The sequence below is a fragment of the Methanolobus tindarius DSM 2278 genome (genome assembly GCF_000504205.1).
Lineage (GTDB): Archaea > Halobacteriota > Methanosarcinia > Methanosarcinales > Methanosarcinaceae > Methanolobus > Methanolobus tindarius.
The window spans coordinates 2,706,296-2,732,097 of sequence record NZ_AZAJ01000001.1; the positions used below are offsets into that span (position 1 = coordinate 2,706,296).

Annotated in this window: 34 protein-coding genes; 25 read left to right on the top strand and 9 right to left on the bottom strand. The window is 39.6% G+C overall.

Annotated elements, in window-relative coordinates; translation table 11 throughout:
* Positions 1 to 39: 39 nt before the first annotated feature.
* Entirely contained in the window at positions 40 to 882 is an 843-nt protein-coding gene (locus METTI_RS12790) for a class I SAM-dependent methyltransferase (RefSeq protein WP_023846244.1), read from the bottom strand.
* Positions 883 to 1,409: 527 nt separating this feature from the next.
* Between METTI_RS12790 and METTI_RS12795 the strand changes: the two genes are divergently transcribed.
* The 6 genes from METTI_RS12795 (at position 1,410) to METTI_RS12820 (ending at position 7,935) form a co-directional block, all read left to right on the top strand.
* The gene (locus tag METTI_RS12795; protein ID WP_281170063.1) at positions 1,410 to 3,371 is read left to right on the top strand and encodes a subtype A tannase; all 1,962 of its coding nucleotides are present in this window, start codon (positions 1,410 to 1,412) and stop codon (positions 3,369 to 3,371) included.
* Positions 3,372 to 3,572: 201 nt separating this feature from the next.
* Entirely contained in the window at positions 3,573 to 4,271 is a 699-nt protein-coding gene (locus tag METTI_RS12800; protein ID WP_023846246.1) for an MBL fold metallo-hydrolase, read from the top strand.
* A 207-nt stretch (positions 4,272 to 4,478) separates the two neighbouring features.
* Complete coding sequence (locus METTI_RS12805; protein ID WP_023846247.1) at positions 4,479 to 4,853, top strand: hypothetical protein; 375 nt, start codon at positions 4,479 to 4,481, stop codon at positions 4,851 to 4,853.
* Positions 4,854 to 5,042: 189 nt separating this feature from the next.
* Positions 5,043 to 5,516 (top strand): MarR family winged helix-turn-helix transcriptional regulator, encoded by a 474-nt coding sequence (locus tag METTI_RS12810; RefSeq protein ID WP_023846248.1) that lies wholly within the window; start codon positions 5,043 to 5,045, stop codon positions 5,514 to 5,516.
* On the top strand, positions 5,486 to 6,793 hold the full coding sequence (locus METTI_RS12815; protein ID WP_023846249.1) for an MFS transporter: 1,308 nt from the start codon (positions 5,486 to 5,488) through the stop codon (positions 6,791 to 6,793). The genes METTI_RS12810 and METTI_RS12815 overlap by 31 nt, the downstream gene beginning before the upstream one ends.
* A gap of 143 nt (positions 6,794 to 6,936) precedes the next feature.
* The gene (locus METTI_RS12820; protein ID WP_023846250.1) at positions 6,937 to 7,935 is read left to right on the top strand and encodes an NAD(P)/FAD-dependent oxidoreductase; all 999 of its coding nucleotides are present in this window, start codon (positions 6,937 to 6,939) and stop codon (positions 7,933 to 7,935) included.
* A gap of 108 nt (positions 7,936 to 8,043) precedes the next feature.
* Here METTI_RS12820 and METTI_RS12825 read toward each other — a convergent pair whose 3' ends face one another.
* The 3 genes from METTI_RS12825 to METTI_RS12845 form a co-directional block, all read right to left on the bottom strand.
* A complete protein-coding gene (locus METTI_RS12825; protein WP_023846251.1) occupies positions 8,044 to 8,700 on the bottom strand; it encodes an Imm64 family immunity protein in 657 nt (218 codons plus the stop codon).
* 875 nt (positions 8,701 to 9,575) lie between these two features.
* Positions 9,576 to 10,439 carry an HD domain-containing protein gene (locus tag METTI_RS12840; protein ID WP_023846253.1) on the bottom strand — a complete coding sequence of 288 codons (864 nt, stop codon included), beginning with the start codon at positions 10,437 to 10,439 and terminating at the stop codon, positions 9,576 to 9,578.
* 131 nt (positions 10,440 to 10,570) lie between these two features.
* Positions 10,571 to 11,206, bottom strand: coding sequence for a CDGSH iron-sulfur domain-containing protein (locus METTI_RS12845; RefSeq protein ID WP_023846254.1), 636 nt, complete (start codon positions 11,204 to 11,206; stop codon positions 10,571 to 10,573).
* A gap of 235 nt (positions 11,207 to 11,441) precedes the next feature.
* Here METTI_RS12845 and METTI_RS12855 point away from each other — a divergent pair, with 235 nt between their 5' ends.
* Positions 11,442 to 12,482: a hypothetical protein gene (locus METTI_RS12855; RefSeq protein WP_023846255.1), complete on the top strand. Its 1,041-nt coding sequence runs from the start codon at positions 11,442 to 11,444 to the stop codon at positions 12,480 to 12,482.
* Positions 12,483 to 12,538: 56 nt separating this feature from the next.
* Here the strand turns inward: METTI_RS12855 and fen are convergent, their stop codons facing one another.
* Positions 12,539 to 13,564, bottom strand: coding sequence for a flap endonuclease-1 (fen, locus tag METTI_RS12860; RefSeq protein ID WP_023846256.1), 1,026 nt, complete (start codon positions 13,562 to 13,564; stop codon positions 12,539 to 12,541).
* A gap of 221 nt (positions 13,565 to 13,785) precedes the next feature.
* Between fen and METTI_RS12865 the strand changes: the two genes are divergently transcribed.
* From METTI_RS12865 to METTI_RS12880, 6 genes are all read left to right on the top strand, one after another.
* The gene (locus METTI_RS12865; RefSeq protein ID WP_342665132.1) at positions 13,786 to 13,965 is read left to right on the top strand and encodes a ferredoxin; all 180 of its coding nucleotides are present in this window, start codon (positions 13,786 to 13,788) and stop codon (positions 13,963 to 13,965) included.
* Between the two features lie 127 nt (positions 13,966 to 14,092).
* Entirely contained in the window at positions 14,093 to 16,504 is a 2,412-nt protein-coding gene (ppsA, locus tag METTI_RS12870) for a phosphoenolpyruvate synthase (protein WP_023846258.1), read from the top strand.
* A 267-nt stretch (positions 16,505 to 16,771) separates the two neighbouring features.
* Positions 16,772 to 16,936 carry a hypothetical protein gene (locus tag METTI_RS15965; RefSeq protein ID WP_023846259.1) on the top strand — a complete coding sequence of 55 codons (165 nt, stop codon included), beginning with the start codon at positions 16,772 to 16,774 and terminating at the stop codon, positions 16,934 to 16,936.
* Positions 16,937 to 17,062, top strand: a complete 126-nt coding sequence (locus METTI_RS16230) for a hypothetical protein (RefSeq protein ID WP_023846260.1) — start codon at positions 16,937 to 16,939, stop codon at positions 17,060 to 17,062.
* Between the two features lie 168 nt (positions 17,063 to 17,230).
* Positions 17,231 to 17,524: a hypothetical protein gene (locus METTI_RS12875; RefSeq protein ID WP_023846261.1), complete on the top strand. Its 294-nt coding sequence runs from the start codon at positions 17,231 to 17,233 to the stop codon at positions 17,522 to 17,524.
* Positions 17,525 to 17,680: 156 nt separating this feature from the next.
* Positions 17,681 to 17,977 (top strand): hypothetical protein, encoded by a 297-nt coding sequence (locus tag METTI_RS12880; protein WP_023846262.1) that lies wholly within the window; start codon positions 17,681 to 17,683, stop codon positions 17,975 to 17,977.
* On the opposite strand, the gene METTI_RS12885 is transcribed toward METTI_RS12880, so the two are convergent.
* The 4 genes from METTI_RS12885 to METTI_RS12900 form a co-directional block, all read right to left on the bottom strand.
* Positions 17,974 to 18,201 carry a hypothetical protein gene (locus METTI_RS12885; protein WP_023846263.1) on the bottom strand — a complete coding sequence of 76 codons (228 nt, stop codon included), beginning with the start codon at positions 18,199 to 18,201 and terminating at the stop codon, positions 17,974 to 17,976. The genes METTI_RS12880 and METTI_RS12885 overlap by 4 nt on opposite strands.
* A gap of 94 nt (positions 18,202 to 18,295) precedes the next feature.
* Positions 18,296 to 19,000, bottom strand: a complete 705-nt coding sequence (locus METTI_RS12890; protein ID WP_023846264.1) for an LrgB family protein — start codon at positions 18,998 to 19,000, stop codon at positions 18,296 to 18,298.
* Entirely contained in the window at positions 18,993 to 19,349 is a 357-nt protein-coding gene (locus tag METTI_RS12895) for a CidA/LrgA family protein (protein WP_023846265.1), read from the bottom strand. The genes METTI_RS12890 and METTI_RS12895 overlap by 8 nt, the downstream gene beginning before the upstream one ends.
* 185 nt (positions 19,350 to 19,534) lie before the next feature.
* Positions 19,535 to 21,031 (bottom strand): DEAD/DEAH box helicase, encoded by a 1,497-nt coding sequence (locus METTI_RS12900; RefSeq protein WP_023846266.1) that lies wholly within the window; start codon positions 21,029 to 21,031, stop codon positions 19,535 to 19,537.
* 550 nt (positions 21,032 to 21,581) lie between these two features.
* Here METTI_RS12900 and METTI_RS16235 point away from each other — a divergent pair.
* The 12 genes from METTI_RS16235 (at position 21,582) to METTI_RS12950 (ending at position 25,750) form a co-directional block, all read left to right on the top strand.
* On the top strand, positions 21,582 to 21,716 hold the full coding sequence (locus tag METTI_RS16235; protein WP_023846267.1) for a hypothetical protein: 135 nt from the start codon (positions 21,582 to 21,584) through the stop codon (positions 21,714 to 21,716).
* The gene (locus METTI_RS12905) at positions 21,713 to 22,003 is read left to right on the top strand and encodes a hypothetical protein (protein WP_023846268.1); all 291 of its coding nucleotides are present in this window, start codon (positions 21,713 to 21,715) and stop codon (positions 22,001 to 22,003) included. Before METTI_RS16235 ends, METTI_RS12905 begins: the two co-directional genes overlap by 4 nt.
* Entirely contained in the window at positions 22,003 to 22,302 is a 300-nt protein-coding gene (locus tag METTI_RS12910; RefSeq protein WP_023846269.1) for a hypothetical protein, read from the top strand. Before METTI_RS12905 ends, METTI_RS12910 begins: the two co-directional genes overlap by 1 nt.
* 140 nt (positions 22,303 to 22,442) lie before the next feature.
* Complete coding sequence (locus METTI_RS12915; RefSeq protein WP_023846270.1) at positions 22,443 to 22,736, top strand: hypothetical protein; 294 nt, start codon at positions 22,443 to 22,445, stop codon at positions 22,734 to 22,736.
* Positions 22,737 to 23,045: a hypothetical protein gene (locus METTI_RS12920; protein ID WP_023846271.1), complete on the top strand. Its 309-nt coding sequence runs from the start codon at positions 22,737 to 22,739 to the stop codon at positions 23,043 to 23,045.
* Complete coding sequence (locus METTI_RS15880; protein WP_023846272.1) at positions 23,045 to 23,209, top strand: hypothetical protein; 165 nt, start codon at positions 23,045 to 23,047, stop codon at positions 23,207 to 23,209. The genes METTI_RS12920 and METTI_RS15880 overlap by 1 nt, the downstream gene beginning before the upstream one ends.
* Positions 23,210 to 23,416, top strand: a complete 207-nt coding sequence (locus METTI_RS12925; protein ID WP_023846273.1) for a hypothetical protein — start codon at positions 23,210 to 23,212, stop codon at positions 23,414 to 23,416.
* A complete protein-coding gene (locus METTI_RS12930; RefSeq protein WP_023846274.1) occupies positions 23,413 to 24,081 on the top strand; it encodes an ASCH domain-containing protein in 669 nt (222 codons plus the stop codon). Before METTI_RS12925 ends, METTI_RS12930 begins: the two co-directional genes overlap by 4 nt.
* Positions 24,078 to 24,338, top strand: a complete 261-nt coding sequence (locus METTI_RS12935; protein WP_023846275.1) for a hypothetical protein — start codon at positions 24,078 to 24,080, stop codon at positions 24,336 to 24,338. Before METTI_RS12930 ends, METTI_RS12935 begins: the two co-directional genes overlap by 4 nt.
* Complete coding sequence (locus METTI_RS12940) at positions 24,338 to 24,640, top strand: hypothetical protein (RefSeq protein ID WP_023846276.1); 303 nt, start codon at positions 24,338 to 24,340, stop codon at positions 24,638 to 24,640. Before METTI_RS12935 ends, METTI_RS12940 begins: the two co-directional genes overlap by 1 nt.
* A 302-nt stretch (positions 24,641 to 24,942) precedes the next feature.
* Positions 24,943 to 25,404: a hypothetical protein gene (locus tag METTI_RS12945; RefSeq protein WP_048135483.1), complete on the top strand. Its 462-nt coding sequence runs from the start codon at positions 24,943 to 24,945 to the stop codon at positions 25,402 to 25,404.
* A 130-nt stretch (positions 25,405 to 25,534) separates the two neighbouring features.
* Positions 25,535 to 25,750 carry a hypothetical protein gene (locus tag METTI_RS12950; RefSeq protein WP_023846278.1) on the top strand — a complete coding sequence of 72 codons (216 nt, stop codon included), beginning with the start codon at positions 25,535 to 25,537 and terminating at the stop codon, positions 25,748 to 25,750.
* The last annotated feature ends 52 nt before the right edge of the window (positions 25,751 to 25,802 follow it).

Sequence of the window (25,802 nt, forward strand, 5' to 3'; positions counted from 1 at the left end):
TTAAATAAAAAAGAATAGATGCTTATTAGCATCTATTTTTCATCTTTTTTGTACTTTACAAAACATAACATTATCACCGTTCCACATATCAATATCCGGCAATACATCATCAAAAAACCCGATATCCTCAAAATCTTCCGGCCTCAACATCTGTTTCAGATCATCAGAAGCAAAGAAGTGGGTCCAGAAGCGATAGACATCGATATTTTCAGATTCATCAGCAATCACAATATGCTGGTAAAGTATAACCTTCTCATCCGGGTAGAGGAAAGAATCTGAAAGTATAAGGTATGGCCTGTCCTTCCAGAATCCACTCATTTCCACCTCCCATGATCTTTCTGAGACTTTTGTCTCAAGATTTTTGTCACTCAGAACATCAAATACAAAGATTCCACCTGGCTTTAAGGCCCTGTGGACGTTCCTGATAAGTTTTTCTCTTTCATGTGGTTTTAGTACGCCGAAGTCTGTGAAGACCATCATCATAAGATCGTACTTGTTATCCGCATTCAGTTCGAGATAATTCAGGTTCACATACTCGATATCCAGACCTTTGTTTGCGGCCTGCTTTCTGGCATACTCAATGGAATTCTTCGAAAAATCGACTCCTGTAACATTGTGTCCTCTCTTTGCAATGAGTTCGCAATACAGACCGGGGCCGCATCCCAGGTCGAGTATGGTCATGTTTTCCTTATTCTGCAGATTGAGAATCCAGTCAACTGTACTCTCAATGGATGAACTCCGCCTGCTTGCCAGATCGACATCCGGATTGAGATGAATGTTCAACAACTGTTCTGAAATGTGGGCATCCGTCCACATAACTGCATTTCCTTCAGCGTATAGCTGTGGTTTCTGTGTAAATTCAATAATATCTTTAAAATCCATAATGAGCCCTCCTTAATGGCAAAAACCCGGGACTCGAAATCTTCGATTAATAGCTAACAACTTTCAATAGAACAGGATGCTTAGTTGTTGTTCATCAGGATAAATGGACATCACATCTTATTAAAATATTATGCCTGAGTTATAATTGATATTCATAATATCAGAAAAATGAGATGAAATTAAATTTGGATTTCATATTCAATCGTGTAAATTAAATATATATAGAATAAAAACACCTGAGAGTTGTTTGTTCGGTACTTCATCGGGTGGTTAAAGGCGACCTGTTGCAAATGTGATTGGGGTCACACGCATCAAAAGCCTTACAATAGGTGAATGAATGAACAAAGATATTCCAAAGCTTAGTGAAAAAGCTACATTTTTTGATTTGGAATTTAGATCTCAGAACAATCTTTCTTTTTTCATATCATCTAAATTATTTATACTATACAATCAAAATCTACTAAGAATTATTTAGGAAAACTATGAGGAAGTGTGACATGAAATTACTTAAAAGAATTTTAGTTCTAATGCTGCTTATGGCAGTGATATTGCCAGTTTGTTCTGGCAGCACCGCTGAAGAACAGGCAGAACTGATCAGTAATTATGATCAGGACAATGAAGCACTGACATTTGATAACAGTGCATGGAACTACGATGAAGACAACGATGTATACTGGCAGATCAACGTCGTTTATTGTTCATCTCCTGAAACAACCGATTATGAAAGTATGGGAATCTACGTTCCTGGAGCCTATATGGATGCAACTGAAAATGATGACGGAACTTACACCTGTACCGTCAACACGGATAACGAAATAAACGGTTACACTGCAGAAACCGCACCTATCGTATTCCCGGTAAATACTGCAGGTTACTCCGCACAGGCGGCTCCAACATCTTACAGCTATAGCAGCATCTCAAGCTACCTCGAAGAAGGGTTTGTCTATGTTTATGCAGGAATGCGCGGCAGGGACAACGGTTATGACGAAAACGACGATCTGATCTACAGCGGCGGTGCACCCTGGGGTGTAACAGACCTGAAGGCTGCCATCCGTTACTACAGGTTCAACCAGGAACTTCTTCCTGGCAGTACTGACCTGATGTTCACATTCGGACACAGTGGTGGCGGTGCACAGAGTTGCCTTACAGGTGCAACCGGTGACAGTGTACTTTATTATGATTATCTGGAATCAATCGGTGCAGCCATCTATGATGAAGATGGAAACTATATCAGTGATGTAATCTGTGGCGCAATGTGCTGGTGCCCAATCACAAGCCTGGATTATGCCAATGAAGCCTATGAATGGAACATGGGACAATATTCCTCATCCGGAACCCGTGCAGATGATACCTGGACATCCGCCATGTCTGATGAACTGGCAGAAGCATATGCATCTTATATCAATGGACTTGGACTTATGGATGAGAACGGAGAAGTCCTGACTCTTGAAGAGTCAGAAGATGGTGTCTATACATCCGGAACCTATTACGACTATCAGCTATCAGTCATTGAGGGTTCCCTGAATAACTTCCTGAGTGATACTACATTCCCATATACTGAGTCAGCCGGAACGACCATGGCAGACGGAGGATTTGGAGGAAGCGGTGCCCCTAGTGGAGAAATGCCTGATGGTGAAATGCCAAGTGGTGATTTCCCTGGTGAAACAACATCTGATAGCAGTATCCAATCTACTGATGATACTTCAGATGTGGTATCTGCATCATTCTTTGACAGTATAATCAATTTCCTGAACAGCCTTTTTGGAAATGATGACAATGCAGGCACTGGTGAAGACAGTACCACTGACGATTCGACAAGTGAAGATTCCGATGATTCAACTGATTCATCTTCCACAACATATGAAACAGCCCAGGATTATATCGATTCACTGAATTCCGATGAAACATGGATCGAATATGATGAAGAAACAAATACTGTAAGCGTTGTCAGTATAGAGGCATTTGCAAACCATATCAAAAGTCCTTCCAAAGATGTAGGTGCTTTCGATGACCTGGAACGTGCACAGGCAGAGAACAAGCTTTTTGGAAATGACGAAAGCAATGCCCTGCATTTCGACACTGTTATGGCAGCTCTTCTGGAAGAAAACGAAGACACATACGCCGAATATGATGACTGGGATTCTTCCTACATCGAAGAATATCAGACAGATATACAATCCGTTGATAAGCTGGGATACAGTTCTGAATACCGCCAGAATGCTTACAATCCAATGTACTATATCTGTGATTACTATGATGGATATGGCAGTTCAACCGTAGCCACTTACTGGAGAATACGCACAGGTATCGAACAGGGAGATACTGCTTCTACAGTGGAAACAAACCTTGCTCTTGCACTGGAACAATACGATGCAGTAGAAGGTGTTGATTTTGAAACCGTCTGGGGACAGGGGCACACCACAGCAGAACGTACCGGTGACAGCACCGAGAACTTCATTGAATGGGTAAACGAGTGCTCTGAGCAATGAGCGACAAACAATACTGGCAGATGTTATCAAAATCATCTGCAGGTTGATGGTGTTAGTTCAACTCCATCAACTCTTCTTTTTTAGAATATAACGTATCTGCAATCAAAATTCTATTTTTACAGACTAATGTTTCCGGCCCAAAGCCGAAAACATATGGAAATAGTCTAATTTTATTAAGCACATACTTTAAACAGATGAATAATGTCAGAACAGAGTAAAGCCTGCAACATAACTCCTATTCCCATGGGAAAATCCAATGCTTACCTTGTTTCCGCTCCAGACTTAGTTATTCTCATCGATACTGGCTGTTCCAAAAACCTGAAACCATTGAAACAAGTCCTGAGACAAAAAGAACTTCAAATCACTGATATTGATTACATTGTCGTGACTCATGCCCATTATGACCATGTAGGCCACCTTGCTGAAATCAAGGAAAAAAGCGGTGCTAAGGTTTTAGCTCATAGAGATGCAGTTGATTATCTCAAAAATGGGCATACACCTTTTCCAAAAGGGACAATGCTTCTCTTTAAAATCATCAGTAATGCTGGAAATCGTTTCTTCTCTGTTGGTGGTAAATTCACTCCAGTTGAACCGGATATTTTAATTGAAGGTGATTATGACCTTTTGAAATCTGAACCAACAATCCGGATAATTCACACACCGGGTCATACTTCCGGTTCAGTCTGTTTGATAATCAATGACGAGTCTGCAATTGTTGGTGATACTCTTTTTAATGTGCTTCCAGAAACAGTTTATCCACCTTTTGCCAATGATGAAAATGAACTTATCAAAAGCTGGGAAAAGTTACTGGCTACCGGATGCAGTGTTTTTTATCCGGGACATGGAAAGCCGTTTTCACGGGATAAGTTCAGGAAATGTTTTGAGAAGAAGAAAAAGTAGGATTATTATATAACTTTCTATATTTCCATATGTGATAACAGTTCAGTTATGTCTCATTCTTAGATGATTTCCAGAAATACGTTGCTTTTGATACTGTATTTTTAATTTTTTGACAAAACAGTAGACTATTTTATTATATCTAAAAATATTCAATTTCTATATTAATATTAAAAACCTTTAAATAGCATTTGTTGCATTATTGTTGTCATGACAACAGTTGTGCAAACAACTGTTGTAAAAAACGGAGGACTCATCGTGCCAACCATAACGGAGAACATAAAACAGGAAGAAAATATCCAGAACACCATCGATGACCAGCTTATCGCATGGGTGCTTGATGTCGACAGACGAATGGTTTTAACAGAATCCATGAAAAAACATACAATCCTGAAGGCATCATTCATTGCTCAGGAAACAAACAGGTCTGTACAGAATATCAGTCATGCGCTTAAAGAATTCAAAGATCAGGGATTTGTCATGTGTATCAATCCGGAAAAATCAACATGGAAAAGATACACAGTTACCGATAATGGAAGAAAATTACTGGAAAAACTTGACAGTATCCGCATTTATCCAAATTAGACCTATCCGGATTTGAATTATCCTAACTAAAAAGAATGCTGAATTACCTTGGCATTCATCTTTTTTTCTAATTTAAAGTCGACAAAACTATTCTGAAAAAGAATTATTTGCAACAACATTCTTAAATATGTTATTAACAATAGGATGTCATAACAACAGTTGCCACGACAACATTTAAGAGGAAAACTAATGGACGAAATACCCCTCGGGGCATACATTTCAATGGCATATCGCAGTCATTTTGTAAGAATAAACAAGCAGATGAAAGAACTTGGCCTCTCATCCGGCCAATTCCATGTTCTTATGGTACTTTCCGATCAGCAGGGAATCACGCAGGATTATATGGCAGGATCACTGCTCATTGACAAAGGAACCGTTGCCAGAGCATTAAATGTTCTTGAGAAAAATGGGATAGTCAGACGTATTCCAGATGAAAATAACCGCAGGGCTGTGCTTGTGTATCTGACAGAAAAAGGTGAACAGCTTATTCCTCAAATCGAACAAATTGACAGAGAATGGGAAGAAGCTGCATATTCCGGATTTTCGGAAGAAGAAAGAAAACAGGCAAAATTGTTTCTTCGCAAAATCGCACAAAACAGCTACGAAAATGCTTACGAAAAAGGTGACAGAAAATGGAAGGAATTCCCCCTGAAAAACCAGTAACAGGTCAAAAATCAAAGCAAAAGTCTCAAAGATACAAGACTTTAAAACTCATAGTCATTCTCAGTGCATCCATGCTCACTATCATGGGTTCAGCTGCCGTTGCACCGGCACTCCCGGAGATGCTGGAATTCTTTTCAGATGTACCGGACGCAAGCCTGCTTGTGTCCATGGTTGTTACTCTCCCTGCACTTGGAATAATCATCAGTTCACCTTTCATCGGAATTCTTGCTGACAAATACAGCAGAAAGAATATGCTCATGATAGCTCTTGGAATATTTGCATTTATAGGAGCTACAGGTGCTGTTCTTAATTCACTCTACATTATACTTGCTTTCAGAGTGCTACTTGGTGTCGGTATCGCAGGAATGACAATATGTGCCACAGCTCTTCTTGCAGACAATTATTCCGGTGCTGAGCTTAAGAAAAAGATAGGACTGCAATCTGCCTGTATGGGTTTTGGGGCTGTGGTACTTGAAGTTGCAGGCGGCGCTCTTGCAGATATAAGCTGGCATGCACCTTTTTACATCTACCTCATAGCACTTTTGATAATTCCCGGAGCCATGATATCGCTCAGCGGATCAAAAAAGAGTAATGGAAATGAGCAAAATAATGAAGAAAAGCATCATGCTGTAAACAACAATGTTGAAAAGCATTTTAAAGAAAAGAAGCTGCCACTCAAAAGTATTGCTCTTATCTATGTCGCTACATTCACCCTAATGGTGCTTTTCTTTTCAGTACCAACGAAACTTCCATTCGTACTGGATGAAAAAGGAATCACATCAGCCCTGATTATCGGTGCTTTGATATCAATTCCAGGACTATTCGGTACTGTTGGAGCACTGGCGCAGGTTAAGGTCTCGGGTTTTGTTACAGAGATGAAGACAAATCTCTTTTTCTTCATAATGATGGGAGCAGGCGTATTCATCCTCTCGGTTGCACCTGATATGCCAACTCTTATAGCCGGGCTGATAATAGCAGGAATCGCTTTTGGAATTATAAACACTACAAACCTTAGCTGGCTTGGAAGAATTGCACCTGAAGAATCACGTGGAAAGATATTCTCAGGATTTACCACCGTGCTTTTCCTGGGACAGCTGGCAAGTCCTCTGGTTATTCAGCCAATCCTCAAGACGGGAACACTCTATGATGCATATGCTTTCCTCGGTATTGCAGGTATTTGTCTTGGACTGGTGTTTGGAGTTGTCAATGGTATGGGAATCATTGAGCAGACACCTGTAGTTTCCGGACATCCTGTGGGAATTGAGGCAGAAGAGTAGTATAAGGAAAATATAAGGGATAATAAAGAAAAAAGAAAAGATAAAGGATTGCTGAATGTCAAAATCCTTTTAACTTCTTATTGCATAACAGGCAGAAAAGTCTCAGCGGGATTCCCATCAATCCTGCTTTTAAGGGTGCTAAAATGGATAGGGAAATAAACATTCTCGGTGGAGGAATAAGCGGTCTTGCTTGTGCCATAATACTTTGCAAGAACGGATATGATGTTAATATCTATGAGAAAAGGGAAGTCACAGGTAAAAGGTTTAACAGCGACTGGCAGGGAATAGAAAACTGGTCCGAAGAAACTGATGTATTAGATGAGCTGAAATCGTTCGGAATAGACCTGTCCTTTGATTATGTTCCGGTTTGCGAACTTGACCTTCACTATTCTGACAAGATACGCACCCTTACAGGCGACAATGCCTGTTATCTTGTAAAACGTGGTACAGCCGATGATTGTCTTGACACATGCCTTTTGAATCAGGCTAAAAATATGGGAGTTAAGATTCTCTATGGTACAATGCCTGATGAGAATACACCTGTTCATGTGATTGCAACCGGTCCTGAAAAAGGGAACATTTTTGCAAAAGGAATAAAATTCCGGACTAACAGTCCTGATAATTACCACATGGCATTTGGTGATGATATTGCAAAAGGTTTCTACTCATATCTCCTCATCAAGAATGGTGAAGCTACTATTGCAACGGTTTTTGACAATAAGAACCTGCATGATTCTGAGAATTTCCTGAATAACACTATTGATTACTTTTCCAACTACTACAACCCTGAAGAAGTCAAATCAGGCAGGAAGTTCGGAGGTTTCGGATACTTTGATATCAGAAAAACTCTCCACGATGACAACGGCGCAATGCTCATAGGCGAAGCCGGCGGCCTTCAGGATTACCTCTGGGGATTTGGCATGAGATACGCATTCCAGAGTGCAAATTTCGCTGCAAGAAGTATCATGACTGGAGAATCCTATGATATTCTGATAAGGGAAAATCTCCACCAGAAACTTAAACACTCACAGAGAAACAGGAAACTCTTTGAGATACTTGGACCTCTGGCATGCCCACTGGCATATCATCTGTTTAACAGAAGCAAGGATCCGCTGAAGCTTTTGAATGTGGTGTATAGGTAAGAGTTTTTGGTTTGACTTGTATCTGTGGGGAATTAATTTTAGGATATAGGTAAGTGTGAAAAACGGAACTCTAGTGACAAATAATAACAGTTAATCAAATCTCAAAATTTAGTATGAGTACAAAATGTATTTATCAGTTTTTTTTCTAGCATTGTGACCATCAATATGCCAATCACTCTTTATTACAGTAAGGTTACTATCGGAATTTGGAATTATAGTTACCGAATAAATATATCCATCTGAATGTTTAAAAATCTCAAGAGGATAATAAAATTGTGCTTCCAAATCACAAAAGGCATAGTCATATTTTGAATGAGAATAAATTCTACACATTGTAGTAATCAACTTTTCTGTAATACTGTCTATTTCCTCATCGGGATAACTGGTTGATTTAAAAATATCTGCTTCCTCAATATCCAAAAGAAAACCAAAAAAATTAGTTTCTTTTACAGTTCTTATTGTATAATCTAGTTTTTTACCCTTTATTATTTCAGAATTGAGTAAAATTTCACCGTAATATCCACTTGAAAAGTCCTTCAGATTTTCCAGTGAAAAAAAAAGCGAGTCTAAATTAATTTCCTTCCAATTCTCTCCATCCGCATTTTCACTATATTTTGCAACTTTGATAGTTCCATTGGAATCCAAAAAATACCCTATTATATTTTTTAATTCTTGTTGTAATTTTTCAACGGTAGCATCATCGTAAACAAGAGTTTTCAAATTTCCAATTCCATATGTAAGACCAATTGATATTCGTGCTCCCATTAAATCATCCTCCCCACATTTCCAACCTTTGACAGATTATTTAAGAAAAGAAATTATTGAACCATAGGAAGAAAATAAGAATTACAATATATATTAACACTATCAAAATAATTGATTTGATTGATTTATCTTCACTATAAGCTTTTTTAGCATATATAATATACACAAATGTCAACAATGTTACAGGAATCAATAATCCTTTTTCAATTAGTAGTTGAATCATCATTAACCCCATTATTTTACATGTATTTTATATTGGAACATATTACTTTTTTTGATAATCCTTCCTTCTTTTATTAAATAATCAATGGTGATTTTCATGACTCTTGAGGATACAAAAATGCTAGAGTAGAACTAATTACAAGTTGCATAGCTATTACAAATTTAGAATAATTGCTAACAGATGCATTAAATCCTAATTTATAAGGAGTATAAATGATTACCAGAAATGTTAGAATAGCTGAAACAATGTAAATTAATACAATTGAAATTACAATTAATCCATATTTATTATCCTTGTACAATAATGAAATATTAAAGCCTTTGTAGGCTATTATTAAGAGTATAATAAGATATGTGATAAATAGTATGTCCGCAATTAATTCAATCATATTCAATTTGCTTTAGTAGTTTATCGCATTTAAATTTTGTTTTATAGTTATAACTTAGTAACCTCTTCACCGCCGGAGTATTCAGATTCAAGTCTCCATTATACTATGTTTGATTCCCTGAAACCTGCTCCTTGAAACTCCGAAAGCTTTCGCTTCAGATTGTGACATATGGAGAATGTTATTCATTTTCCAGAGAATATATCCCTTAGAGTGTTGCAATATCACTCTCTGATCTATAACTCCGGATGATGAACACACTGCAACTTAGAACAGCTTTTCCACACATTCTTTAAGTTCACGGTAAGCGCGGGTTTCTGCTATGTTCTGTGGACCTGTAGCGAAAGCTTCCAGCATTGAACGGTAGTACCATTCCTGTTCTTCTTTTGGGGCGTTGAACTTGTCCCAGAAGCATTCTCCATCTATACTTAGTTCGCTGATGAGATCCCTGATGTTTGCAAGCTTGTCCGCACATGAGAGAAGCTTGATCTCCCGGTCAGCACTTTTTATCACACTTATGGTATGTTCCTTGCGCTGCTTCCATGTATGTGCCTTATTGCCACTGGCAGGCTGCCTGAGCTCTTCCGGTTCGGTAACAGCGTTCACGTAATCAGCAACTTGTTGACCGTATTTACTTGATATTGTTTCAATGTCAACATCGGTATCTTCAACAACATCATGGAGCAATCCTGCCATTACAAGTTCAAGAGGTGCATTCTCTTTAAGAAGGATGGACGCTACATTCATCGGATGCGAGATATATAGAGTACCGGATTTCCTCGTAGCGTTATTGTGTGCACCAACGGCAAATGCAAACGCATCAGCAAGTCCTGTCAGGTCTGCTTCCTTGTGCACCTCATATTTTTCCTGAAGGCCATCCAGCTGTATCCTGTAGTTTGCCATCCTCACGTGTTCGTAAACAGTTAATTTGCCATCTATCTCAGTTGCTATCATCCTGTATTGATCACTGGCCCATATCTTTCTAAAGGGTTCCTCTGACAGGTAACCCAGATAACTGAACAATTCAGGTGCCTCAATGGGCTCAGGAACATCGAGTGTGTATATAGTGATACCGTTCCCTTTTTTCTCAGTACTGCTGCAATACTGGCTGATTAGCTCGCGTATTTTCATGATGATAACTCCAAGATCGATGTAGATGATCTTAATACTGAATTTGCAAGTCCCTATCCATATGCTTTAAAGTTAATGGTAGCCCATTCCTGTCAATAGAATAAAGTGACAAGTAAAATCATCAGGCAGATTCAATTCTTCTCGTCCCTGAATTCAACATCGTAGTGACTGCCGTCACAAAATGGTTTATTTTTTGATGCACCGCATCTGCAAAGTGAATAATGGTCCTGTGTTTCGGGTACTGAACCATCTGGATCATTAAGTTCTATCCCTGTGACATTGTAAGGTCCGTCTTTCATAATCGAGATTTCCGGCTCTTCCGAGTAATCCTTATGCAATTCCCCGTTGATAGTATAACTCAATGCACCGGAAGGACATGACCTGATAAGAGCTGCTATCTCTTCCTGATCTGCAGCATCAGGTTCTGCCCACGGATCTCTACCTCTTTCAAAAACGTCAGGCAGGTTGTGAACACAGTAACCTACATGACAGCATACACCTCTGTTACGATGGATGCTGATATTTTTCCCGACATAAGTCTCAACTTTATCAGGAACACGGTCTTCTTCTTTTTCCCCGGAAAAACCAATCTTTGCATGTGTCCCATCACAGAATGGCATATTCGCTGACCCTCCACACCTGCAAAGTGTCATAACGGGTTTTGTCTCAATTAAATCACCCTTTGAATTCCTGAGTGTTTCAACGTCTTTTGCAATATATGGACCATTTTTTGATACTTTTATTGAAGGTCTGAGCTCTTTATCCACTGACACACCTCTGTAAAGATAAATCTGTGTGCATCAGATTTCAAATTTTTGCAGGTTTAAATTTTGTATATAGTTAAAAGTTTTCAGAAAAAACTCTCTTTCAAATTTATAGTTTTTCACATTGCAACTGATAGTAATTTAGATTCTCAAATTCTTTTGAAAATCATTGATACAAAAATATATATAAAAACATCTTATTTTAGATATAAATTTATAATAATTTTAGGTCATCAATATGAAATCTGACAAAACTGGTAGAGCTGCATTAAGAGGTTACATGCTTGAAGTCGTTGTAAGAAGATTGTTGGAAGAAAACGACTTCGAAGTTATTAAAAAAGAAACTAAAGGTAAAGTTGAATTTCGTGGTGACAATATTGAAATAAAAGGAAGAGGGACATGGCATCAAATTGATAGTCCTTGTATTTATAACAAATCTATTCCATTTACGTATGACTTGAGATTATTAGCTGAAGTAAAATTTTACAAAGATGAAGTGCAAAAAAATAGAATAAGGGAATATATTGGAGTAATAAAAGATATCTCTGAAAATTATTTCCTTGATGATAACAATACAATTGATAATCAAAAGAGATATACTGACATTGGAGTCTTTTTTTCAGCTAGTGGATTTCAAATTGAAGCTGAAAAATTAGCTTTTGCTCATGGAATTAAAACGGTTTCATACAAAAACAATCAAACGATGAGTATCATCAGAGATCTTATTTTAAATTTAGAAGAAAATTATTTATATTCAAAAAAATGTGTTGGAAAAGGAAATCTAAAATCGTTCATGAAAGACTTTTATCAATTACTAGAAAATACGAGTGATGAAACTTGGATGAAGTTTGAACGTTATTATAATCCACTTGAAGGTGCCAGAGATAAAGTTTACGAACTTAGCCAAAATATTAGACGAATTAACTCTTCTTTTTTTGGAGTAACAGAAACTAATTATTTTATACATTTTTTGAGTAATGATTCTTTCCCAGCATATCTTTTTCACAATTCAGATGAAGCAGAATGTCAGATTTTTTTTGATCAATTAGGCCAGTTTTATTTAACGATAAATAACTCTGAAGGTGAAAGATTTTATTTTACTGCTCCACCAGATTTACTGAGTGATTTTGCATTTGCTAATTTTAGAAACATAGCACAGGAAAAAGGTCGTCACTTTAAAAATATCAAAATCAGCATTACACTTGAAAATATTCAAAGAAATCTTATATTGAAAATTGATGAAGAATGGTTAAGAGAAGTGCTAGATAATACAAGATGATTCAATCATTTTCATTCAATAACTAGATTGTAAATTTATCTAACATAATATATACCTCACCAATCACCCAAACACGACTGGCACTCTGAAGCAGCCCTCTCTTCCAACACCTGAATATTCTTCAACACCTGCTTTTCAGAGAAATCTCTGTCGTTTACAAGATAATCGAACAATGAATCAGAATCAGGTTTTTTCCACTTGAAACTGTAATCCTCTGTGACAGGAGGATTCAGGAAGAATTCCTTTATCTCTTCAAGCGGAGCACATGCACGAATATCCTTATCCTCTTCTCTGATAAGTGTCTCGATGTCACCGTGTTTTTTGATGAGTTTCAGGGCTGTTTTTGCACCCACACGGTGCATTCCTTCGTTAAAATCAGTACCTATGCAGATTGCAAGGTCTATCAACTGCTCACGGCTTAGTTCCAGTTCTTCAAGACTGGCAGAAAGTGAGATGTGTTCGGGAGTTTTTGTAACGTACTTCTTCTGTCCAGGTAACTTTCGCTTTCCTGTGCTTCCAAGATTGCGAATGACATTCTCGGCTCCAAACAGGAAAACATCATAATCCTGTGAGCCTACATAATCCACATCTCCACGGGAAACCATATAAGATGCCTGAGCCTCTGCTTCGGATTCTGCCTGAATCCAGGGGATTCCCATGAGTTCAAGCAGCCTTTTTGAATCAGCAAGGATCTGCGGAGTTATACAGGATGTAGCCTGGGCGTATTTTTTCATATCCTCAAGGTTGCCTTCATCCTTTGCAATCTCATAATTAAGGGCTGCATTTTCCTTGCATTCCTTTCGTTTTTCAAGAGTATCTTTTTTCATCTCAGGTGGCTTACCGTCAAAAATGAAAACCGGTTTGATATTTGCTTCCCTGAGCCTGCTTGTTCTTGAAAAAAGTCCTGTAAGATGCGATACGGGATTACCTGAGGAATCGGTGAGCATTGAGCCGTCACGCTGCCGAATTGCACTGAGGAACTGGTAAATTGTGTTGTATGCATCTATTGCTATTACTTTTCCTGAGAGTTCCTCGTAAGTTATCGTGTTTTTGGTGAGTAGTGTGCCTATTTGCGTTCCCATATTTTCCATCCTTTTTTAGTGATGCCTGATGATTTTTTGTGCGTTTTATGCTATCTTTGTTTATAGTAGTATCCTGAAATGTATATCTTTGGTGATCTGAACCCAGTGCTTATCAATCATGCAGTATAAATTAAACCAATATTTAAAATTCACAAAAGGGGGAGGGTAATATAGCAAATATAGATGAGAAGGTACCTGAGAATGTTGAGGGACCTTACTATGTGGATAAAAGTTGCATATCCTGCCAATTGTGTGTCGACAGGGCACCGGGGCATTTCAGGATGGCAGAAGCAAATGCAAACTCATATGTTTTCAAGCAACCGGAAACGGACATGGAAAAGAAGAATTGCGATGATGCTCTGGAAACTTGTCCAGTGGATGCCATTGGAAATGATGGATGAAAAGACCACTTCAAAATAGTATCGTCCTGGCAAATATCCTGATATCCCGGTCTTCCACAAATCATAATACTATTCAAAGACAATAATACCTACACCTAAAGAAAATTAGGGTTCGAGTGGGTATAAAATGACAGGCATCAAATACGTTAGCTGGTTTGAGGAAATTAGTATAGATGACGTGCCTTTAGTTGGAGGCAAAAATGCATCCCTTGGCGAAATGTACAGGGAGCTTACAAACAAGGATATCAAAATTCCAAACGGCTTTGCCATAACTGCGGATGCATACTGGCATGTTTTAGAGTCTGCAGGAATAGTTGATGAGCTAAAAAAGACACTTCATGGACTTGATATCGATGATGTCACTGACCTTGCTAAAAGAGGAAAGAAAGCAAGAAACCTGATACTTGATGCGGGAATCCCGGATGATCTCTGGGATGAGGTCAAAGATGCTTACGATAAACTCTGTGAGCAGTATGGAGAGGATACTGACGTGGCAGTTCGTAGTTCTGCAACAGCAGAAGACCTTCCCAATGCATCATTTGCAGGACAGCAGGAAACCTATCTAAACATTCACGGCTACCATTCACTGAAAGATTCCTGTAACAGGTGTTTTGCATCACTTTTCACTGACAGAGCTATTTCCTACAGGGTGAATAACGGTTTTGACCATTTCAAAGTCGGGCTTTCCATTGGTGTTATGAAAATGGTTCGCTCAGACCTTGCGTCCAGTGGAGTTATATTCACAATTGATACGGAAACCGGTTTTGAGAATGTTGTATTTATCACCGGAGCCTATGGTCTTGGTGAAAACGTTGTACAGGGACTTGTAAATCCTGACGAGTTCTATGTTTTCAAACCTACTCTAAAGGAGAACTTCAAGCCTATAATCAAGAAGGAAAAAGGAAGCAAAGAGATCAAGATGATCTATGGACGTGGGGATTCCCGTGTTCTTACCCGTAATGTTGACGTTCCTGAGGCTGAAAGAAAGCAGTATTGTATTAATGATGAGGAAGTACTGCAACTTGCTAACTTTGCAGTGACTATTGAAGACCACTACTCACAGAAAAGAGGAAAACACGTCCCAATGGATATTGAGTGGGCAAAGGACGGTGAGACAGGTGAGCTGTTTATAGTTCAGGCAAGACCGGAAACGGTTCAATCCCTGAAGCGAAAGGATGTTTTAGAGACTTATTATCTGGATGATTCCTCAGATGTCATTGTCACCGGAAGAAGTGTTGGAGCTAAGATAGCAGCCGGAAAGGTGCATGTAATTCCTGATGTTTCACAGTTAAGCGAATTTAACACCGGAGAAATTCTTGTGGCAGACACCACAACACCTGACTGGGAACCTGTCATGAAACGTGCTGCTGCAATTATTACAAACAAAGGTGGCAGGACATGCCATGCTGCTATAGTGAGTCGTGAACTTGGTATTCCGGCAGTTGTTGGTGCTGAGAATGCCACGGAAATCCTGAAAAATAATATGGATGTAACGGTGAGCTGTGCAGAAGGCGATGCAGGCAGAGTGTATGAAGGAATCCTGCCGTTCCATACTGAGACTGTTGAACTGGAAGGTCTGGAGAAAACTAAAACTGAGATCATGATGAACCTCGGAAACCCGGAGGAAGCTTTTGCGCTGTCCATGATACCTAATGACGGTATCGGACTTGCAAGACTCGAGTTCATCATCACGAGCTACATCAAGGTGCATCCCATGGCGCTTATCCACCCTGAAAAGGTTGAGGATGAGGAAGTGCTGGAGGAAATTGACAAACTCACTGGCAGGTACGAGAATAAGGCTGATTTCTTCGTGGAGAAACTCGCCCAGGGTGTTGCAACCATTACTGCAGCATTCCACCCGAAACCTGTGGTTGTGCGTATGAGTGACTTCAAGTCCAATGAATATGAGAGCCTTATCGGCGGGGAATATTTCGAATTCGGGGAAAACAACCCCATGTTGGGCTTCAGGGGAGCTTCACGTTATTACGATGAACGCTACCGGGAGGGCTTTGCTCTTGAGTGCAAAGCCATGAAAAAAGTGAGAGATGATATGGGACTAACCAACCTGATTCTTATGATCCCATTCTGCCGCCGTATAGAAGAAGCCGAAAAGGTGCTTGAGGAAATGAAAATGAACGGGCTTGTCAGGGGAGAGAATGGCCTTCAGGTCTACATGATGACCGAAATCCCAAGCAATGTCCTGCTAATAGATGAGTTTAGCCAGTACTTCGATGGATTTTCCATCGGCTCAAACGACCTCACACAACTGACACTTGGAGTTGACCGAGATTCTGAGATCCTTGCTTCCTCTTTCGATGAACGAGATGAAGCTGTAAAGAAAATAGTATCAATGGCTGTACAGGGTGCAAAGCGAAATAATAAGCACAGCGGTCTCTGCGGCCAGGCTCCAAGCGATTTCCCGGAGTTTGCGGAGTTTTTGGTTCGGGAGGGAATAGATTCAATTTCACTAAACCCTGATTCTGTGATGAAAATAGGGTTGAAGGTGCTTGAGGTTGAGAAGGGGATAGAGAAGAAGTGATATGGAGGGTATTTTCTTTTTTGGTTTAGTGCTTTATTTAGAAGTAAAATAAATTCATAACTGTCAAATATACTATCAATAATATTTAAAATACCTTAAATATGATTAGTGCAAATATGTAAGAAAGTGGGAATTGAGCTATCTGGCTTGAATTTAAAATCAGGTAAGAAAAAGGGAATTTCTGACCTGTGAGTGAAGTAACTGTTGAATAGCGATGTTTCTCTGTTATGAAACATACGAGAACAGAACGATAAAGGGGAATTAAAAATGGGATCTTTAAAAAAGTGTCCTGAGTGTCATGGAGACTTTCACAGACTTCCAAATGGGATACAGGTCTGTAAAACATGTGGCTACTGGACAAGAGAAAACACTGCAAGAATGGAATCTTTGATGTTGTATGAAGAAGCTATGCTTAGTGAAGGAGGACTCTGAATGGAAAACCAGCCGGAAAAATCCTGCAAAAACTGCAAGAATATGCTTAAAAGACAAAAGCTTGGAATGAACATCGTTTATTACTGTTCTAACTGCGGATGCATGACCAGTGCTGATCTTCTATGAAGATTAGTTCAACTGGTTAATTCTTTAAAGGATAGTTAGAATTGGAATATATATACTTTGCATTTTTCATTTAATGCTAAATATCCCTATAATTTCAACGAAAATCATAATGAATATCCTTATATCCTGAGATAATATTTTATACAGTACTGTTAAGGGGGTTTGTTTATGGCAATACATCATGTTAACAAAATAGGGGTTATATCCCTTGGAAAAATATTTGGTGCAGTTTATGGAATAATGGGACTTATATTAGGGGCTATAATGACCCTGATGTCACTAATGATGGGGTCCCTTATGGGTAACGAAGGAGCATTTGCAGGACTTATGTTCGGGGTCGGCTCAATAATAACACTGCCTATATTCTATGGGGTTCTGGGACTTATCTCAGGAATAATAACAGCATTGATATACAATGTCGTAACAGGATTTATCGGCGGACTGGAAATTGAAGTAGACTGAAATATTTCATCTGCAGGTAATTTTACTTACCTGAACTCTTTTCATTTTTTAATTAGTACTTTTAATTATGATTTTTGCATTACATTAACCAATTACTGTCAACATCTTCTTATGTGATATCAGTACATTACATTTATTTAGGAGATGAATGTAAAAATGATAGAAGTAAATATTACGAAAATTAATCCATTTTCTCTGGGAAAAGTCATTGCACTCATCACAGGAGTAATAGGCCTCTTTTTTGGACTAGTTGGAATATTATTTGCAGGAACCCAGACCATGGGCAGTATTGGTACCACAGAAATAATAGCAATACTAAGTATGATTTTGCTGGCACCTTTAATCTATGGAATTCTTGGTTTTATTACAGGTCTTATTGCTGCAACCATATTCAATGCTTCAAGCGGATATATTGGCGGTTTGGAAATAGAAATTGAAGAAAAATATGATTAAGGTTCAATCCATACCTCAAGCACCCTGTCCTTGATCTCATAATCCTTTACAGTTGTGAGCTTCATGTCCTTTGGATTCTCTATCCAGCCAAGGTCATAATCCTTCTTTTCCCTGCCACCGCAGCAGACTTTTCTTGTTATTCCAAGATTCAGTTTAACGCGGTCAACATCTACCTCACTTATTTGTTCAACTTCATCCTGATATCTTCTTTGAATAAGGATCATAAGAATTACCCGGTAAAAATATACCGTCCTGAGAAGATAATCGTTTCTATCTACTGCGAATATTATGGTAATTATAACAGTAATTACTACACGACTACATCAGTAGCTTTGCCAGCAGAGGAGCCAGGAATACAGTTACAAGACCTGCAATTCCTATTGCAAGTCCACTCATTGCGCCCTCTGTTTCACCAATCTCAACAGCCTTGGTAGTTCCAAGAGCGTGGGAAGAAGTTCCGATAGCCACACCAATAGCAACCTCATTTTCAATTTTGAACAGCTTGCAGACCATTGGTCCAAGCAACACACCTGCAACACCCGTAAAGACAATTGCAGCCACAGTAACCGAAGGCAGACCGCCAAGCTGGTTGGATATCTCAATTCCAATAGGAGTTGTAACTGATTTTGGAATCATGGAAACACTGAGTATTTCATCAAGTCCAAACATCTTGCACATAATGATGATGCTGGCAATTCCAGCTGCAGAACCGATGCTGATTCCGGCAATAATAGGAACAACATTTTCCTTCAGCAGACTAATTTTGCGGTACAGGGGAACTGCAAGGATGACAGTGGCGGGCCCCAGGAAGAATGATATGAACTGGCCACCGTTATTGTAATCATCAAAACTTATGTGAAAGCTCAGAAGCAGGGCTATTATCATAAGCATGCTGAGAACCAGCGGGTTCATCAGAGGAGAGCCTGTTTTTTTAGAAATCTGAACACCTGCGGAAAATGTCAGCAGGGAAATTCCAATTCCAAATACAGGAGACTGGACAAACTGAGTTATAATCTCACTCAAGGGACTGCCTCCTTTTGATAAGTAGCTGTACCGTCGCACCGGTAACAACTGCAATGATAAAAGTGGAAACCACAGAAATTGTCACAAGTGCAGTCCATTTTCCTTCAAGTACCGTGAAGCAGGTAATAAGTCCGACTGCTGCCGGGATAAAGAAAAATGCCAGGTGCTTAAGCAGGAAATTGCTTACATCCTCAATCATAGAAAGCTTGACAACTCCTGTTAAAAGCAGTATCAGGAGCAAGACCATTCCCAGAACATTTCCGGGAATTGGGATGTGAAAATAACTGTGGATCAGGTCACCAAGATAGCAGATTGCAAGAATAATGGCGAACTGGAGAATATATTTCATTTAAGGTCACTTACGTTTTTTATGATCATTGGAGGACTGCATTTTTACAGTCTGATGAGACGGTATAAGGTTAATCGAAGATATTAGTGTTTTCGGTTCGCATGCAGTGATAACAATTATCAATTGCTTCAAAAGAAAATTAAAATTGAGTAACAGGTTTATAACCTGTTTTCATATCATTTTTATTACGTCTTATTACCAAATCTGGAAGCCGGTGATCCACCTTTATTCTTACCCTGGCTGGAACTTTGCTGCCGGGTAGAAGCATTTTTGCTCCTGGAATTATGGGATTGGATAGACTTTGCCTTCATATTCCTTTTTGGCTTTTTATTTCCATCACCGTTTGGCGAGGATTTCGGAGAAGATTTTTTGGGGCTGGCATTGTTGCCTGCGTTTTTATCCTTGTTCCGATTATTACCACCGCTTTTCCTGCCGCCTTTATTGTCTCCATTTTTGCCTCTGCCCTGTCCTCTTTTAGAACCGCTTCCCCTTGGCCTTCCATATTGTCTTGGTGCAGGTTTGGCATTATCACCGGTGGCATTCTTGGCTTTTTCAGAATGGTACTCATGCTCTGCAATTTCTACCTCCATCCTGATGAGTTTTTCAATCTCACGGAGGAAATCACGTTCATCTGCAGCACAGAATGAGAATGCTGTTCCATCGGCTCCGGCCCTTGCTGTACGACCGATACGGTGTACATAGCTTTCAGGGATGTTTGGCAGGTCATAATTGATTACGTGTGAAATGTCCTCAACATCAATTCCACGGGCTGCGATATCTGTTGCAACCAGCACACGAAGTTTTCCTGATCTAAAATCCTGAAGGGCTTTTGTACGGTGTGTCTGGGACTTGTTTCCATGAATCGCATCAGCAGGAATCCTGTTCTTGTTAAGCATCTGGGCTACTTTGTTGGCCCTGTGCTTTGTACGGGTAAAGATAAGTACACATTCCAGATGTTTGCTCCTGAGAAGCTGTAGTATCAACTCGTTCTTGTTCTCTGAATCAACAAAGAATACGAACTGGTCTATGCGCTCTACAGTTGTTGCCTGAGGAGTCACTTCCACGGTTACAGGGTTTGTCAGCATTTTCCTTGCAAGTTTTGAAACGTCAGGAGACATGGTTGCTGAGAAGAAAAGCGACTGTCTCTTTTGAGGCAGCATTTCCACGACTTTATAGACGTCATTGACAAATCCCATGTCAAGCATCCTGTCTGCTTCATCAAGCACGAAGTACTCAACCTCTGAGAGATTTACATGTCCCTGGTCTACCAGATCCAGCAGCCTTCCCGGAGTCGCTACAAGTGAGTCTACGCCCTTTGAAATGGCTTTAACCTGTGGACCCTGTCCTACTCCACCAAAGATAACTGTGTGCTTATATCGTGTATAGCGTCCATATGAACTGAAACTGTCACCTATCTGGGCTGCAAGCTCTCTTGTTGGTGCAAGCACAAGCACGCGTGGATATTTCTTACGTGTGTTCCTGTGAGCTGCTGACATGTTGTGTAAAATTGGTAATATGAATGAAGCAGTCTTTCCCGTACCTGTCTGGGCAATACCAATCATGTCCCTGCCGCCAAGAAGATGCGGTATGGATTGTTTTTGTATAGGAGTAGGTGTTGTGTACCCTTCCTCTTTTAATGCACGCTGTAATGGGTAAATTAGATTAAGATCATCAAATGACATGTGAACCTCGGTTGTATTAGTAGAATCAGAGTTGTGCGACACATTAGCGTCTGCAATGTGAAATTCGTAATATTGGTAAATTTATCGATTATGTTTTTATTTCTACACAAACGATATCAACAAAGTTAAACAGTCAAAATCTTAACAGAAAATGTGAATGCTAACTTCAATAATTTATTTGTAAAAATTGTATGGTGCTCCGGCCGGGATACAACCTCATATTATGATGATGATACCCCGGACGGCTCTCCCTTACCCGATTAATGCAACGTTTGTGAGATTCGCAGGTTACCAAGAAAACGAATCTCGGCTTTCGACCTGTTGACGCAGGTAGCCACATGTCAGGCAACATACAATATTTACGTTTGTCTATATATCTTTTTTTCCTGTAGATTTTGAATGATTTTGAACTTTATTTAGTATGCCAGCGAACTATATACTAATAAGATAATAATGTGTCGTTATCCAAAACGTATATATACAAATTAAATTTAATTCAGTGTGTTAAAGTTTGACGACTTTGACAACACCTTAACAGAAGGTTACCAAAATGAAGAGCATTAACACAGATAGCGAAAGCTCTAGCCCTGTAGCTGGAGTGAGTATTGATAGTGGAAACCAGAAGCAATTAGAAGCACTGGGTTTTGATTACATTTTGCCTGTACTGCAGGAGACACAGGCATGACCGAAATCATCACAGAGCCTGCAGTTCCAACCATTGAGGAAATGCCTACACAGGATGAAACTGAGAAGCTCACAGAGCTTCAAAAATGGGAAAGAGCAAAGATAGGATTTGTATGTATAGCACTTGGATTTGGTGGCTCTGCAAGCCTTTTGATCGCAGATGCCATCATGTACGATGAGATACGCAATGGATCTATCCTGATTATTGGAGGATTCTCTTTCTTAATGTTCATGTTTGCCATAATAGCAGATAAAAAAGCTAAGAAATCCAGCAGGGAGGCTCTCTGATGGCAGACAAACTCGCATATAGATATTCCAGAGAAGAAATAGTTCAGATGGTACGTGAAGAACTGAAACTATCAAAAGAGAACTATGAAACTGCAATTGCACTTTCCACTCCCAATGGAAAGCAAAATGAAATGGGAATCTACTTTTCCGGAAAGAAGGCCACCTATAACAACGTCCTGGAAATGCTCACCGAAGTCATTAATGGGGATAAAGAAACAGGAGAAAACTCTGGCAGCAACTCTTATAGCTCCTTTGCTCCTGATATTGAACTCCAGACACTTGTCCATGAGGTGATGTAATGTGCTGTTGGACAAATGTAATAAACGCTTACAATGAACCTGCAGGAGAGAATGGCCACATCGTACACCATCCGCCAGTCTCCACTCATTCTCCTGCTTTTACTCTACAAACAGAGCCAGAAACTCAGGAGGTGATCTAATTGAGAAAACCTTTTCTGAGAACTGAGATTAAAAGAGCCATTATAGAGCCTGAAACTGATATGGATGAGGTTTGCATAGTTCCTGAGATGCCTATGCAGTACATCAATAATGCTGTCATTACAGTCTCCGAGGATGGCTATGCATTTGTTACATGGCTGCAGCCAGTTAAAGACTGGAAATACCACGTTGCTGATTTTATCGGTGGTTGTCTAGTAGTTGCATTATTCTTTGCAGCATGTACAATATTCTGGTCTAGTAGGATCAGTCTCCTGCAGAATCTAGGAGTGATCTAAATGAAGCTTCCAGAAAATACTCATGTAGATGCTACAGAATTCCAGAATAAGGAGGACGATGATGTAGGATATATCACATGGCTGCAAACGTTGAAAACGGCGTTTGCAGGTTTTTTTGTTGGTACTGCTTTATTCCCCCTGACAGCAGTCATAGACACAATAGTTCCTGATTCGGACTGGATTGTAACGTACATGGCAAAAATCCTGCTATTTCTGCCAATTCCTGTATTTGTGGTTACTGTCCTGCTCAGTTATGCCATCAGGCATGAAATTAAGCAATTTGCCATAAAGTACAGGAGAGATGAATAATGCCAGATCTTTACGTTGTCCAGAACCATGTCAGGCCTGACAGGCAAACTCACAGGTATGCAGGAAGGCGAAGGCTGACAGGCACACGTTATCCTTTGTCCCGGACTGTTGCCTCTGTCCGGCCAGTTACCAGGAAAGTAAAGATCTTCTCCGGAGAGATCTGAATGTCTCGTGCTTCAATAATCACGCTGGACGAATCCGGAACACCGGTCTCCAGGGAAGTTGACAATGCAACTTATGACGATGAAACCGGTTTTCTTTACGTACATGGAAAAGAAGCCTATCAGGTTGACGAAGTAATCAACATGAGAAGCCCTACATTCTGCGCTGTTCGTTTCCTGAGAGAAGAAGCCAGGAGAGCTATAGCATGAACCTGAAAGGCCTTTCACCATCAACCGGGTATTGCAGGGATTCAAAATGTGACCATCTGCAGCCATACAGAACGGATGTTGTAGGTAAAAAGAAGCGTGTGAGTTACTGGTGTGAGCTGGCAAAGAAGATCCCTGTCAACATGTCAAAGTGTCCTCTGGATGTTCCGGAGGATATCAGTGAAATGAAGGTGCTTTCCTTCAGACAACCTTATGCTTCTATGGCAGCTGAAGGCATCATGTTCCTTAACATCAGGTCAACAGACTGTCATTATAGAGGTCCTGTGGTAATCTATGCTACACAGGGTCATGTCAGGAGGAGGGACAGAAAGTACTTTGAGAAGGTCCTTGGACGAGAGATCTTCAAGAAGGAAAATGGAAGATACAATTCCCTCCTTCCTCATGGGAAAATGCTGGCTGTTGCAGATATAACAGGCACAATACGCTTTGACAATCCGGAGAAGTTTGCTGCATATTCTGAGTGCCACTACCTGTCTCCATTCTATTTTGAGAAAGGTATGGTCTGTTATGGATGGATACTGCAGAATGTCAGGCCACTTACTGCAGAGATTGGCTGGAAGATGCCAAAGGGCTGCAGGAACTGGTCTAAGATTAGAACCTCAGTGATTAATCCTTATCTGCCTACAGCTGAGGAGGTGATGGTTTGAGTTTGTGGATCTGCATTGAATGTCATGATGGAACACACTGTCTAGTATCAGGTTCCTTGCCTCCAAAGGAATGTGTTATCAGTCCTAATATTGGAGATTCAAAGTTTAGCGAGCTGAACCTGGAAGACAATGATCTCAAGTTGGAAGCCAGAGAGCGAGGTTTCCATGTCATTAATGAAAAGGATCTGCTGGAGCTTGTTCACAAGCTTGCTGAGGCATCAGAAGCACTTGACAATGTTGTGGAAGAGGGGATATAATGAAGTTCACAATATCCTCTGGACCCTTTAACGTGCCTTTAGTGAAGCATGTCATTGTTGCAATGGGTGATTCCTACATAGAAGCAACATGGAACTGGGAAGTTCTCAAATCTGAACTATACACTCATTTTCCACATTTGAGGAGTACAAAAGCCTACTGTATGGCCAGTGAATATGATAATGATTCCAGGATGTACTGTGAGAATGTACTGTTCTTCATTGAGTGTGATTCTGAGATTCTCAAGGATATCTGTGTTAGGATGAAAGGAGAGTATCTCACACATGCAGAGGTGAGAGTATGACCTTCCAGAACAACTTTTCTAATGATTCCCAGAAAGGTCTCCCTGATTTCTTATGGATCTCTCTGACTGATATAGGAGTGTGATTTTCGAAAATTCAGATAAAAATACGTACCCATACGTACGCCAAAAATCCCCTATCCCCTACATCGTATCGTTATGCTGCGGCGTAGCCTAAAAGGTAACTGAGCCGAGGCTCTGTTGCCTTGGCATACGTACGTACCCATACGTACGTATGCGGCTCTCGGTTTTTGATGGGTATTATACAATTTGAAATTCGATCAGAAATACAGGTGATGATTAACATGCAAATCAAGGTTACAACTTCTATAGATCCATATCTTAAAGCCTCGTTCGAGGCTACAAAGTCTATTCATAATAAATCATTTTCAGAGATTTTAGAGGAGGGAATCAGGCAGATTCTGGATGAAGTCTCTCCTCTGGAATCTGTCAGGCTTACAATTTTGCAACGGGAGCAGGAATTATCTGAGTTCAGATCAAAGCTTGCTGAGCTGGAAGTTCTGGAGAAGCAGAGAAAGGCTAGCAAGAGAGATGAAACAGAAACAAATCCAGATATTGAGAGATACTTGGAAGACTTCCGAAACAAGAAGTTTTCAGAACATATTGAATCAGCTTTAAAAATGTTGAAAAATGGAAGTCAACCTAACTGGAAGCATATGGCTCCAATGTATCAGTTCTCAAATGAGAAGGAGTTTAGGCAATGGTTCATTGAAAAAATGAATAGAGAAGGAGTGATTATTTCATAGACTTTTAAAATAAATTCCATGGCTTTTAGATATATGTTTTTTTGTAAGTTAATTGACCCATTCCCATTTTGTATATTTAGCATGAATTTTTTAGAATTAAATAAAAAACATAGAAAAGGAAAGTGTACAGATGAAAATAGTAAAAGAGCTTGATACAGGGCTTATGTATATACTGATTAGTACAAGAGAAATAATGCAAAGCCTGCCTGAAGAGATTATGGAAGAATTAGGAAAAAACTGGACAGATTATGATATCGACTCTTTCAAATCTAAAGGTCGTTATATTCTGGCAGATCAAGAATATGTTGAGATTTCATCTAGGGATAAATTAAAGAATATAATATAACTTGAAACTTTATTGTATACAAAGAACAATCCTGTGGCTTAGTATATAGTAA